This is a genomic window from Staphylococcus sp. GDY8P196P, from assembly GCF_017891705.1.
In the GTDB taxonomy this organism is placed as follows: domain Bacteria; phylum Bacillota; class Bacilli; order Staphylococcales; family Staphylococcaceae; genus Staphylococcus; species Staphylococcus ureilyticus.
The window spans coordinates 70,873-83,976 of the sequence record NZ_JAESJS010000017.1 but is presented as its reverse complement, the minus strand read 5'-3'; the positions used below and the strand labels follow the sequence as shown (position 1 = coordinate 83,976).

At 32.8% G+C, this 13,104-nt stretch carries 10 protein-coding genes; 2 read left to right on the top strand and 8 right to left on the bottom strand.

The features are described 5' to 3' along the window. Positions 1 to 217: 217 nt before the first annotated feature. Positions 218 to 343 carry a hypothetical protein gene (locus KA814_RS13740; RefSeq protein WP_256633951.1) on the bottom strand — a complete coding sequence of 42 codons (126 nt, stop codon included), beginning with the start codon at positions 341 to 343 and terminating at the stop codon, positions 218 to 220. A 20-nt stretch (positions 344 to 363) separates the two neighbouring features. Here KA814_RS13740 and KA814_RS09595 point away from each other — a divergent pair, with 20 nt between their 5' ends. Then, positions 364 to 990: an MFS transporter gene (locus tag KA814_RS09595; RefSeq protein WP_107391406.1), complete on the top strand. Its 627-nt coding sequence runs from the start codon at positions 364 to 366 to the stop codon at positions 988 to 990. Positions 991 to 1,524: 534 nt separating this feature from the next. Here the strand turns inward: KA814_RS09595 and KA814_RS09590 are convergent. The 4 genes from KA814_RS09590 to isaB all read right to left on the bottom strand — a co-directional run bounded on the left by KA814_RS09590 (position 1,525) and on the right by isaB (position 8,021). Further along, entirely contained in the window at positions 1,525 to 4,905 is a 3,381-nt protein-coding gene (locus KA814_RS09590; protein ID WP_133170595.1) for a MucBP domain-containing protein, read from the bottom strand. Between the two features lie 612 nt (positions 4,906 to 5,517). Then, positions 5,518 to 6,156: an NAD(P)-dependent oxidoreductase gene (locus KA814_RS09585; protein WP_064209778.1), complete on the bottom strand. Its 639-nt coding sequence runs from the start codon at positions 6,154 to 6,156 to the stop codon at positions 5,518 to 5,520. Between the two features lie 434 nt (positions 6,157 to 6,590). Further along, complete coding sequence (locus KA814_RS09580; protein ID WP_064209779.1) at positions 6,591 to 7,019, bottom strand: Rrf2 family transcriptional regulator; 429 nt, start codon at positions 7,017 to 7,019, stop codon at positions 6,591 to 6,593. A 405-nt stretch (positions 7,020 to 7,424) separates the two neighbouring features. Then, the gene (gene isaB / locus KA814_RS09575; protein ID WP_064209780.1) at positions 7,425 to 8,021 is read right to left on the bottom strand and encodes an immunodominant staphylococcal antigen IsaB family protein; all 597 of its coding nucleotides are present in this window, start codon (positions 8,019 to 8,021) and stop codon (positions 7,425 to 7,427) included. Between the two features lie 555 nt (positions 8,022 to 8,576). On the opposite strand from isaB, the gene KA814_RS09570 reads away from it, so the two are divergent. Beyond that, entirely contained in the window at positions 8,577 to 9,509 is a 933-nt protein-coding gene (locus KA814_RS09570) for a ketopantoate reductase family protein (RefSeq protein ID WP_064209781.1), read from the top strand. A 371-nt stretch (positions 9,510 to 9,880) separates the two neighbouring features. Here the strand turns inward: KA814_RS09570 and KA814_RS09565 are convergent, their stop codons facing one another. The 3 genes from KA814_RS09565 to KA814_RS09555 form a co-directional block, all read right to left on the bottom strand. Then, positions 9,881 to 11,830: a metallophosphoesterase gene (locus KA814_RS09565; protein ID WP_191905104.1), complete on the bottom strand. Its 1,950-nt coding sequence runs from the start codon at positions 11,828 to 11,830 to the stop codon at positions 9,881 to 9,883. 253 nt (positions 11,831 to 12,083) lie between these two features. Continuing rightward, positions 12,084 to 12,299, bottom strand: coding sequence for a zinc ribbon domain-containing protein (locus tag KA814_RS09560; protein ID WP_064209783.1), 216 nt, complete (start codon positions 12,297 to 12,299; stop codon positions 12,084 to 12,086). Between the two features lie 321 nt (positions 12,300 to 12,620). Beyond that, positions 12,621 to 13,070 (bottom strand): GNAT family N-acetyltransferase, encoded by a 450-nt coding sequence (locus KA814_RS09555; RefSeq protein ID WP_210122732.1) that lies wholly within the window; start codon positions 13,068 to 13,070, stop codon positions 12,621 to 12,623. Positions 13,071 to 13,104 lie beyond the last annotated feature (34 nt).

Below are 13,104 nucleotides of genomic sequence, written 5' to 3'. Positions count from 1 at the left end.
TATAAATCCAAATTGCTGTAAACAATTTTTATATCTAAATATTTATCATTTCAAAGTTACTAGGTTTCTTCATTATTAAATACAAAGGTTGTTGAGAAGTAATGGCTAATTCTCAACAACTAAAATTATAGTATATTCAAATACTCTCAAAATTTCTCTACATAAATTTTATGTTTGTATCTTCACACATATAAAAACTACATACTATATTATTTTATCAAGAATCCATTAACCGCGCGAAAGTTGCTTTATCAATAGAAGCACCTTGTTGTAGTTGTAAATCTAATCGTTCATCAAATTTCATTGTGTCACGTGAAACATTTTTTAATGTATTGCTTAACATCGTCGGTTCATTAATGTCAAATAAATTTTCATATAATATTTTTTAAATATCATCTCTCAGGCTATTTTTTACGTTTTTTATTTTTATGTACGAGTTTTAGTTTTTGGTATTATATGAGTATTTATCTTCAAAGTGTATTTCATTTATCACCGATAACTACAGGATCATTACTCATTTTCACAACCGGCTTTAATTTTATTACTGCGCTAAATATATATAAATTGTTAGAGAGCAAAACCAATATCTCACTCCTCATACAAGGTATCATTATTTCAATTATAGGTATGGTCACGTTAGCACTATGTATCTATTATCATTCTCAAATTATTTTATTTATCCCTTCTCTCATTTTAATCGGTATAGGTCAGGGATTTATATTCACCCCATTAACGAATTTAGGCATGCACAACGTATCAACAGACCAATCAGGCATTGCTTCTGGATTCGTTAACTTTTCACATCAGATAGGATCTTCTACAGGTGTAGTACTTGAGCTAGTTTTAGCAACTTTTATACTAAGCTATACAGGAAAAACACACGATAATTTGACATTTTATACAATAGTGATTGGTACTGTTATACAATTTTTAATGTTAGCGTATATTATCATTGTATTTAAAAAAAGTAAAAATAAATATGAATTTTAAATTTAGCTTTTGTATACCTTTGATAGCCTAAACTTAATAAACATGAAAAGGAACCAAAGTTAGAGCAACTTTTTTTATATTTAGATGAAAGTTGCTCATTTATCTTATATCAGTTTCCAAATTCACAGGTGACAGTAAGTAACTATTATTAGAAATGGAAAAGCGGAGAACAAGATGCTATAGATATGTTTGGTAACCAAGAAAGTGACTTAATCTCATTTGGAAAATCTCGACTAGCCACCCATATTTCGCCAAAAAAATGAAATACAAATAAGGATAGTATGAAAATCTTTAATTGCTTTATTCAGTATATTTTTGACTTAGCAAATCATAATTTTTTAAATAGATTGCAACAGAATATCTCTAAAAAGTTCCACTGTTTTGATTTACTATCAATGATGTAACGAGGTTTTATCGTAGAATTATTATGATATACAAAGCAAAAAAGGATTAAGCAACCCATGATTGCTTAATCCTCAAAGATTATATTAGTGCGATTTAACAAAGTATTCGTAACACTTTAATCCAAAGACTTTAGTTTTTCTTTCTTCTAAACACAGTAAGTAGTATACCGCCAATTAACGCTAGTACACTCGCAAAAAATCCAGTATTATTCGTTTCTCCTGTTTTTGGCAATTGTTTCTTTTTAATTGTATTAGATGTTGCTGAAACATTTGATGTATTTTCCGAACTTGATACATTTGATGTATTTAGTGTATCTGGTGTATCTGGCATACTTGGTGTATTCGGCGTACTTGGCGTATTCGGTGTGCTTGGTGTACCCGGTGTGCTTGGTGTATCCGGCGTGCTTGGCGTATTCGGTGTACTTGGCGTATCCGGCGTACTTGATGTACTTGGCGTATCCGGCGTACTTGGTGTGTTCGGCGTACTTGGTGTACCCGGTGTGCTTGGTGTGTTCGGCGTACTTGGTGTACCCGGTGTACTTGGTGGTGTTGAGTCTTTCTCGTACGGCACTGGCGTATCCTTTGATGGGTCCTTTGGATCTGTTATAGATGGTGGAATGTATCCTTTTTCTGGATGGTCTGGATCTACTGGAACCAATGGATTACCACTTGGATCCTTCGGTGTATAACCTGGAATGTATGGTAATGGTGGATTATCTGTCGGTTCTTCTGGCGTCTCATCATACAATACTGGTGGCCTATTTGTACCTGGTTTACTTGGGTCATACGCATCTCCTGGATTTTCTGGAATAAACGGAATATATCTGCCTAATACTTTATAGATGTATGTCACTGACGTTGTTCCTTCTACAACTTTTCCTTTTTCATGATCTCCTTCTTTTACTTTTGAGAATAAATATAATTTCCCATCTTTTCCAATGATTTTCGGTTTGTGATCCGTCGTATCATACGCCGTATCTACGTTTGATTCCGGTGTATCCTCTATAGATTTTTTAATCGGATTTCCTGTTTCATCGACATAATTTACCACGACATTACCTTGTTTCACTTCTGGTGTCGGATCTTTCTCATACGGCACCGGTGTATCCTTCGATGAATCCTTTGGATCTGTTATCGATGGTGGGATGTATCCTTTTTCTGGATGGTTTGGATCTACTGGAACCAATGGATTACCACTTGGGTCCTTCGGTGTATAACCTGGAATGTATGGTAATGGTGGATTATCTGTCGGTTCTTCTGGCGTCTCATCATACAATACTGGTGGCCTATTTGTACCTGGTTTACTTGGGTCATACGCATCTCCTGGATTTTCTGGAATAAACGGAATATATCTGCCTAATACTTTATAGATGTATGTCACTGACGTTGTTCCTTCTACAACTTTTCCTGTTTCATGGTCTCCTTCTTTTACTTTTGAGAATAAATATAATTTCCCATCTTTTCCAATGATTTTCGGTTTGTGATCCGTCGTATCATACGCCGTATCTACGTTTGATTCCGGTGTATCCTCTACAGATTTTTTAATCGGATTTCCTGCTTCATCAACATAATTTACCACGACATTACCTTGTTTCAGTTCTTCGTAAACATAAGTAACCGTCTTCTTCCCTACCGCTATTTTACCTATCGGTGCATCCGATGTAGTTAAATGACCCTGGTCATCAACTTTACCTATCGTATAATTACCTGCTGAAACGAGTTTATAAGTTTTTCCATCTTTTTCAATTGTCACTGGACGATGGTCTACTACAGTATCATAATCTGTGCCTGCAAACCCACCTTTCACATCTTCAACAAGGCCTTTTAATTCATTGCCTTCCGTATCAACATAACTAACAACTACATCCCCTTTTTGGCTAATATAATAGTACTCAACAGTATCTGGATACTCAAAGTTATTCGAAATATCAAATGTTCTTCCATTATCATATCGGGAATTAGTCACTTCACCTTTTTTTAGTCTCACAACTGAGCTAGACGTTGCATCGCCCCCATCATAATCTGAAACAGATATTGCTACATTTGAAGGTAATCCATTTTTATGGAAACGGAATTTTTGAAATATCACTTTCCCCTCCAAACCGAGTTGTTGATATTTCCCTTCAGATGCGCCATCTACAATTTTTTCTCTAAATTCATAACCATTAGTATTTTTTTCAAAATCATAATTTATATCTGGCAGATTATTCGATGCTATTCTTCCTCTATCTGCACTACTGCCATTCACTGGATCAAATGTATCCGGTGCTTTAGCATAAGTAAACCATACTTCACTTTCTACAGTGCTTTTATCGTCAAGAATTTTATCTTTACGATACATTGTGCCACGACTCGTTGTCGCTTTACTATATCGAACATTACCAATTATTTTAGAAGATTGTTTGTTAATTTTTCCATTTTGATTAAGTGGCGCTCTTGTACTATCAAATGCGTATCCAGCAATTTCTGGAGGTTCTGTTGTATAAGTACTCTTAGTCCATCCATATTGAGTGAATGGTGGTACAATTTCTCTACCTTGTTCATCATAATAATATGTTGTCTGACCTTTCCAATGTGGTAACACAATTGAATAACTCACAACTTCACCCGTTACCAATTGTGCAGAATTTCCATAGATGGGAAGGAAATTTGATGGTTCATTTACATCGATTTTATTTAACCTGAATGAAAACCCATTCTTTTTTGCAACTATATTTAAAAAAGTCATTTCATCGAGCTGAATATCACTAGGTGTAATGGTCTTGATATCAATCTCTTTTACTAATGTATTTTTATCTTTATTAAATACCGTAATGAAAAATTTTGTGGGTGCCCCTACATGATCAACATCCTCTTTTCTAACAGAAAAGACATATTGTCTGTCTCCACTTTCACCTCTTCTAGCTACTTCGAATGTATATTGTTTCGGATCAGCCGCTTTATGAATTTTATATGTCACCTTATTATTAGTTGGGAGTTCAGAGTTAACACTATAACCATCCGCAGGGGGTTGAGTTAAACTTGCATTCGCGCTTCTAAGCATGCTGTTTGAATCATATGCATCTGGAATGTCACGTTTTTTTATAGATTTAGGTGTTTCACTTGCTGTTACGTTCTCTGATTTTGAAGTATTTATTTTGTTTTCTAGTGTTGCTGATACTTCTTTTGCAGCATCTGCTTGGTTTTCTGTAGCTTCTGATGTTTCTTTTACAACTGTACTCTCATATTTCGATGCATCTGCTTGATTCTCTGATGTCATCGCCACTTCTTTCGAGAGTACGTTTTCAGCTTTTGAAGCGTCTGTTGAGTTTTTTGATATTTCTGGTGCTACTTTTGAATCTATGGTTCCACTATCTACAGTCAAAGAAGGTTTTTCATCCAATTCAGCAGCAGACGCATCATTTGTTGTACCAACAAATAATATAGCGCCTATTAAAACACTAGCCGCACCAAAATGGTATTTTTTGATTGAAAAACGCTGTTTTTGTTCGTGTTGTTTGAAAATCTTCATTTTCTTTTCTCCTTCCTTATATAAAACTTACTTATATCTTAATATCACCTAACTCAATTGTCCACAATGAGTTTGTTTTATTTTTTAAAAAATTATAAAACTTATTATTTGTTTAAAATAAAATTTATAAAACATATTTTCATGGCGTGATATACCTAAATGAATTAATTTTAATGACTGCTCTACTTTCGAATAGTAATTAAATGTATAAAATCGCGGATTTAAAATTTCATGAATTCGTCAAAATTAGGAATGACTTTGATGATTATTATCAATCCATTAATACTGGTAATTGTATATAAAAAGGTCCCTTCAAAGTTTACATTTTTAAGTGTCTACTTTGAAGGGAGCATATCCTTACGGATTCGTTCTTTTTAAAATACATATTTATTTTTCGCTTTAAATTCTAATAAGTGCAGTAGTTTACTGAAATGAAAATGTATACTACTTATACATAGGTATCAATTCATCTGAATTTTTTCATTATTATACTAGAGTAGGTGCAAGATATTTTTCAATAAATCTAATCACTGCTCATCTCTATTTTGTAAATTTTCTAAGATACTGAGTTTCTACCTCTGCCACAATAAAAATTAAATTATCTACTAATATTTATGCTTCTTCTCCAACAACTGTGAAGCGATCGTTTTTATGCTGTGGATTTTCAATTTCGTCTAAAATGGCAATGGCAAAGTCAGCATAACTAATATAGCTATTACCATTTGAATTCACTAATAAATTATCTTTTCCTGATTGATAACTTCCTGTTCTGACACCTTCTGCATTAAAATCTGCAGATGGGCTAAGGAAGGTCCAAGTTATACCTTGTGTAGCTTCTAAATCTTGTAAATTTCTACCTTGACCTTTTGCAGTAGGTACAAATATTTCTGGGAATTCTGGCGTATCTATTAACTTAGTCGTTTGTGCTTTATCAACATATAAACTACCAGCACCGCCTACAATAATCGCTCTTGTATCTGTTCCTTTTAATGCTTCAATTAATGCGCGCCCAGCAGTTACATGTGCTTCTTCCTCACCAAGTGGTGCACCAAAAGCATTCACAACTACATCTAAATCTTTTAAGTCTTCCGCTGTAATGTCGTATATTTCTTTTTCTAATACATTTATATTACTATTAGATAATTTTGAAGCATTTCTAACGATGGCTGTGACGTCATGTCCTCTTTCTATTGCTTCTTCTAATACCAAATTTCCAACTTTTCCAGTTGCTCCAATAATTCCAATTCTCATAATAAATTCCTCCAATTTTCAATTAATAAAATATGTTTAAAATGACTACTAATAACGATAAAATGCTAATAATAAAAGGGTAAACTGCTTTTATTGTTACAATGACAATTGTTGACAAAATGCTATTTTTGACGAGTCACTAACAGATCTAATTGTGCTAACAGTTACGGTTTTGGTCTTAACTCAAACGTTTGCCCTTCTATAGATACATCTGCACCAGTTTCTTAGATTACTTTTTATGTTGATCTTTACCTATAAAACAAAATAGACACACACAGAATAAATACTTATTTTCAGTGAACAACCAGCCCTCCTTTCAATTTAATAAGGTTTGTGATAATCGTTTAGGTTGCTTTAAAATAATTTATTAAATGCTTTTCAATTACGGTTGTAATTGTAATAGTTACAGTTACAAGTTGGTCATACGGATAGATTTATCCGTTATTTACGAGTATTTTATTGACGATACTGTCTAATGTGACACCTTTTAATACCGCTTCCATTGCGTCTTGCGCACTTTCTAAAATAACTTCCAACACACTTTGAATATTGGCACCAACTGTACAATTGATATTCGTATCTTCATGTATTTGGAATAAATGTCCTTTTTCAACCACTTCCACAGCTTTATAGACATCAAATAATGTAATTTCATCCAAAGATTTCAAAAGCTTAGCACCTGAATTGCCTCGAGATACATCAATAAAACCAGCTTCTTTAAGTCTTCCCATCAATCTTCGAATAACCACGGGATTCGTATTCACACTATCTGCGATTTGAGTCGATGTTAAAGTATATTCTTTTTCAATCTTAATTAAAGCTAATATATGAACAGCTACCGTAAAACGACTGCTTATTTTCATACCAACCACCTCGTGTAACCATTATAGTTACACCTATTGTTAATGTCAACGTAATCGTATTATTCAATTTTGGTAACTGTTAGAAAGGTGGCATCTTTTTATATTAAATTATATTTATGAAGAAACTGGATAAACAGTGCTAAGTTTATTGAAATAGCCAAAAAACTTAAATATTATATTAGCAATGCTTAACACGCATTTTCTAAAAAACTGTAAAAGCAGAAGAGAATCAGGTTTAAATCTGATTTTCTCCTGCTCTTGAGGGGTTGAAATATCAGGCTTCCATACGCTTTGTGTTAACTACACGCGCATGATATATAGCCAACTTCATATTTTCTGAATTTTTATCAATAATCAATGCGTTCTATAACTGATAACAATGATTTTGTAAAATACGACATTGAATTATTGCCCAATAATTATTTTAGTTAAATAACCATCTTCATCAAAGAATCCCTTATATGAACCACCATTATTTGTATAAAACGGAATCATTGTCTCATCTTTTAATTCTGAAGCATCATCGTCTTTATCCATGTTAGATTCATGTGCTTTTATAAATTCTGATTTAGTTACAGATTTGGGTTTCGTTTTAAAGCTCATTTGGATAACTTCGTCTTTATCGTTAAAATCTATCGTTGTATCATAAATTGTTTTACTATAAGCATGATCTTTATACGCTTTAGGATCTACTTTATATCCATTGATAGTTACATTGTCATATTTCATAGCTCTAACGAAATTATAATCTAACGTAAATGTTGGGTCGTATGTCGTATAGCCTTCATACTTATACCATGGTGTTTGTGATTGTAATTTTGAAACGTTTTGACTATTCATACTTTCTCCACCACTTGAACCACCTTCACCACTACCCCATTTTTGAACTTGTTCCGCTGCTTGTACGTCATTAGTTATCGTCGAAAAATACGTTACTGAGGATCCTACTACAAGTGTTGATACAACGGCCGTCGTCGATAATAATTTAGTTACTTTACGCATAATCAATCACTCCTTTAGTATTGAATACCGCTTGGCTTTAGTTATTTAAACTTCATTCAAGTGGAACAATCCCTAAATTAGTAACGATTTCTCAAATTCCTATCAAATGATTGTGATTGACAACCACGCTCATACTTCTATTTACGATGTTTGAACCAAATAATAATGAAAAGTCGCTATATCATGACAATCATTTAACAGTCGTTTGAAGTTATCACTCCTACGATTTGACATACGTTAAATGCATAGTGTAATTATTCACTTTCATCATACATCATATTTTTTTAAATGCAAGTATATATAGTATTTTGATTGAAGATGCTTAACAATGAATAGCCACTGTTTGGGGGTTTTTATCTTCTCTTAATTTTCACGTAAACATTCATATATTTAAATTTTAAAAGTTATTAACGATTCAATTACCTCTTTACAACCCTCACATAAACATTCAAATAGTTATAAATTGCACAATATTGTTGTCGATATATGTAAATGATATAGTTAAATTGTATTTTAATATTTTTCAAACTGAAAATAACGAAGGAGCGTGATTCGATGTATAAGATAGGCATAGCGGGAGCTGGTGCGATGGGCGGACGAATAGGTATATCCATAAAAGAAGCTGGCTATAATGTTACACTTATAGATAATTGGGAAGCACACGTCAAATGTATTAATACAGATGGTATGAACATTAAAACAGAAACGGATAACTATTCAGTCAACATCCCAGCAGTTTTAACCAAAGATGTTTCAACTGAGTTTGACCTTATCATTATCTTGACTAAGGCTATGCACTCGGAAGCAATGTTACAGCAATTACAAGAAGCTGGTTGCATCCATCAAAATACAGCTATAATGAGTATGATGAATGGTTTAGGTCATGAAGAACGATTATCACAAATCGTCCCTTTATCTCAAATTTATCTAGCAGTAACGATGTGGACTGCAGGTCTACGTGGACCAGGACAACTATTATTAGAGGGTGAAGGATCTATATATTTACAAAGCGCAGATGGTGAGACCGATGACCATACGCATGCTATACTTCAAATTCTTAATGATGCAAATTTGAATGCTCAAATTAGTAATAATGTATTCGAAGCAATATGGTCTAAAGCTACATTAAATAGTGTTTTAAATCCTTTATGTACGATATTAAACAAAACGATTTATGAATTTGGTAATCATCCGGATTCAGCTGAAATGGTTATGCCTATCATTGAAGAAATTGTCGCAGTTGCCAAAGCAAAAAGTATTCATTTAGATAGTCATGCACTATTAAAAAAAGTTGAAGCAGCTTATCCAAAAGAAGCTCAAGGCCTTCATTATCCATCAATGCATCAAGATTATACAAACGGACGTTTAACAGAAATAGATTACCTTAATGGGCAAATAGCTGCTTATGGAAAAACATTCAACATACCTACGCCTATTAATGCTATGCTCACCCATCTTGTACATCAATTAGAGTCAAAATTACAATAACTACAAAAGACAAATTTAATTATTATTATGCTATCGACGAAGTGTTTATCAGCACTTCGTCTTTATTTTGTGTTTAATACTGAAACAGGTAAGGATTTAAATAAAAATAGAGTTGCAGGTCTACTATATTATTAGTTTCTGCAACTCTGACTATTCTTCATTCATGTGGTTGTTAAATATCGTATTTCTCTAAAATTGCAGTGTAAGTAAAAATGAATACTTGCGATATATCACACGGTAAAGCTCAACATAAAAATTTCAATACACACTTAATATACACGGTAGCGTATAGTGACGTCACACAACCCGATGACTTACCGCTCTATATTTTGATAAAATGATCACTTGTCATATCATAACTGAAAACATGTTTAATTATCATCTTTATTAATGCGGACACGATCAATCGGGTCACCAAGTTTTTCATTACCTTGTGGTACATGGTATGTTAATACTTCAATATAATCCTTCGTGATATTCACTTTCGTATAAGCAGGTTGGTTATCCTGTATTGATTTAACTGCATAATCTTTTTTTCCATCTAATTCATAGAATTTGCTACCACTAGCAGAGTTTAATGTTACATAAATTGTACCGTTTGGGTTCGAGTATGTTTGTGGTGCTGCGCCATTTTCATCCCATTTTACTTGAGCATCTTTACCATTCATAACATGTGAACGACTATAAGAATGGTCGTGTCCACCTAATACTAAATCAACATTGTACTTTTTCATCAACGGCGCAAATTTATCACGTCTTATTTTTGTTGCTAACTTATCAGAATGTTTACCTGCTGAATATGGATTTCTGTGAGTGAGTGCGACAATCCACTTGGGATTTTGATCTTTAGTATCTGCAATCGCACGCTTCATCGTCTCTTCGTGCCCTTTATAATCTAAACTTTCAGAGTTCAAGCTGACAAAAAGTGTATCATTGTGCGTAAAATAAAAATCAGAACTCGCAAGGTTTTTACCACCATTTTGCAAATTAGGAATATTAAAATGTTCAGAATAAGCTTTATTGGCACGATCATGATTACCTAAAGTAGGTACAACTGTGAAATTTTCCATCCCTTTGGCTTCTATAAAACCACTATATGCCTTTTCATCCCAAGGCAAATTGACTTGATCTCCCAAGCTCATTAAGAAATCTGGATTTTTATTTAACTGTGCCATTTGATTCACAGTATTTTGCCATCCTGCATTATCCTCCACTAAATCTCCCGAAGCACCTAGTTGTGGATCAGCGACTGCGATAAAATTCGTTTCTCCATTATTATTCGTATCAAAACGACGTATCGGTGATTTTTCTCCATTAACACCATTAAAAAAGCGATACATGTAAGTTGTATTTTCTTCTAAATGAGGCAGCGTTGCATGAGTATAATTCATTTTTGGTATATCTTTATTTAACAAACGTTTAGTGTTGCTACCCTTATGTGTTTCCCCTTCAAGACGTCTTGCATTAGAAAAATCACCCTGCTCGTTTGCTTTTGCAATTTCCACATAACCTTGCTCGTCTGATTCATGGTACCAAGTTAAATTCTTTTCTGTGTTATCTTTACCAATCGTCATGATCGCATAACGATGGTCATTTGATTGTGTTTGTTTTGCAGTTGTTTTTTTATTATTTGATCCCTGATTAGTAAGCTCATTGTTATTTTGTTGAGGTGGATGATTTTGCTGATTTGTATTTTTTGTTGTAGCTGTTTCATCTGATGTTAACGATTTGTTCGACTTATGATTATCTTCTGTTGTTCCTTTATCTAATTGTTCCTCTTTGTACTGTTGCTCTAAAGTAGCATCATCAGTTTTATCCGCTTCATTTTCCCACTGTTGATTATTTCCTGGGTTATACTGATTGGACGTCGATTGACTTGGTAACTTTGGTTGTTCTTTCGCTGCTGTATATGATTCTTTTTGTTGTTGATTATCAGATGGTTGTATTTGTTTATTACTTTCATCTTGTTGCTTATATGTAATTTGTGTATTTTGGTCTACTTCCTCATCGGCATTTTTAGATGAAGTTAAATTATCTTCACTTAAATTTTGATTATTATTTGCTTTTGACTGTGCCTTTGTATCATTTGCTGCATCTTCCTGATCATTACCCTCAATGTTAGCTACTTTATTAGCAAGTGATTCTGTTTCTAACGCTTTATCTGAAGTTTGTGTGATTGTATCATCGTTTTGATTCGTTTCATTGATTTCTTCTGTTTTTTTCTGTTGATCCCCTACTTCCGATGCACTAGCATCTTGTGTCCCTACAAAAATTCCTGCCGCAGACATCGTAAATATGATACTCGAGGTGCTTTTTTTCATAAAATAACGCCACTCCTATCTATTTTTTAAGTTACCAATTCATATTGATTACCACGAACGTAACAAAATAGTATTAAGTTCAAATTAACTAGAAGTAAATGTTAAATTAAAAAAGTGAACTAGCAATCTAATTAAAAAGAGTTCGTAGTCCACCTCATAATGTTGACTAGTTTTAAAATACGATAAAATTCCATCTGTATTTATACAGTTATCGTAAAACAGTATTTTATGCACCGTCATATTTTTATAATTTCTATCCTCCAAAAAACAAATCGACAATATCTGTTGTTCTATTTTTATCCACTTTATAAAATTCTGTATAGCCACAATTTTTACATGTTATTGTTGTAAAATTATTATGTTGCAAGTCAAATATTTTAGAAAAACCTGAACCTGTCGCTGAAAGTGTTCCTTCTTCAACTTCTGTATGTCCACACTTAACACAACCTTTATGTGTTTCTGCTGCCATTATTTTCCACCCCTTTGTCATAAGCGTTATTATGTACATATCACTGATATAGTCACTTTAAACTTGATTCGGTGTTATAAGCATTGTGTATTCTCATCTGTTTGGTTACATCATTAGTTTATCGCAAGTGAATAATTTAGGTTTCTCAATATTTTCTGTCCCTAAAGTGAGTTTGAAAAATCATACATCTTATCTATTAATAATTTACGTCTTATAAAATCAACTAGAATCACAAATTTTTACAGTAGATATAAAAAACACTTTCAAGGTATTAATCTTGAAAGTGCATATAATCTGTTTCTTTATTTAATATAATTATCGTTAATTGTGTGGATTTCGGTTATTATTCCATTCCATAAGATATTCATGTTCTTGAGTTTCTTTTTCAAACTCTTTAGATATTATTTCAAATTGGTGCTTTGAGTTAAAACGAATAGCTCTTTCATTTTTCTCATATACGTGTAACTTAAGCACATTATAATCACTTTTTAATCTTTGCAAAAACAATCTTCCTATACCTTTATTACGGTAACTATCTTTAATAAAAATACCTGCAATATAGTTCGCATATAATCCAGCGAATCCTACAATTTGATTATTAGCATAATACACGTAAATTGTTGAATCTGGAAACATCTTTTTTACTTTTTCAAGGTTAGCAATCCAATAATCACGATTCACAAAATAATGTGTATCTAAATTAGAGTTCAACCAAATATTTGAAATATTATCTATTTCTTCAGAATCAGGGGATTCTAACTTTTTCAACATTATAATATTCCTCCAATTATATTATTTGTTTGCT

Excerpts from the sequence above, each read along its gene's own strand:
- KA814_RS09585 (WP_064209778.1), bottom strand. The coding sequence starts at position 6,156 with ATGAGAATTGGAATTATTGGAGCAACTGGAAAAGTTGGAAATTTGGTA.
- KA814_RS09560 (WP_064209783.1), bottom strand. The coding sequence starts at position 12,299 with ATGGCAGCAGAAACACATAAAGGTTGTGTTAAGTGTGGACATACAGAA.
- KA814_RS13740 (WP_256633951.1), bottom strand. The coding sequence starts at position 343 with ATGTTAAGCAATACATTAAAAAATGTTTCACGTGACACAATGAAATTT.
- isaB (WP_064209780.1), bottom strand. The coding sequence starts at position 8,021 with ATGCGTAAAGTAACTAAATTATTATCGACGACGGCCGTTGTATCAACA.
- KA814_RS09565 (WP_191905104.1), bottom strand. The coding sequence starts at position 11,830 with ATGAAAAAAAGCACCTCGAGTATCATATTTACGATGTCTGCGGCAGGA.
- KA814_RS09555 (WP_210122732.1), bottom strand. The coding sequence starts at position 13,070 with ATGTTGAAAAAGTTAGAATCCCCTGATTCTGAAGAAATAGATAATATT.
- KA814_RS09570 (WP_064209781.1), top strand. The coding sequence starts at position 8,577 with ATGTATAAGATAGGCATAGCGGGAGCTGGTGCGATGGGCGGACGAATA.
- KA814_RS09590 (WP_133170595.1), bottom strand. The coding sequence starts at position 4,905 with ATGAAGATTTTCAAACAACACGAACAAAAACAGCGTTTTTCAATCAAA.
- KA814_RS09580 (WP_064209779.1), bottom strand. The coding sequence starts at position 7,019 with ATGAAAATAAGCAGTCGTTTTACGGTAGCTGTTCATATATTAGCTTTA.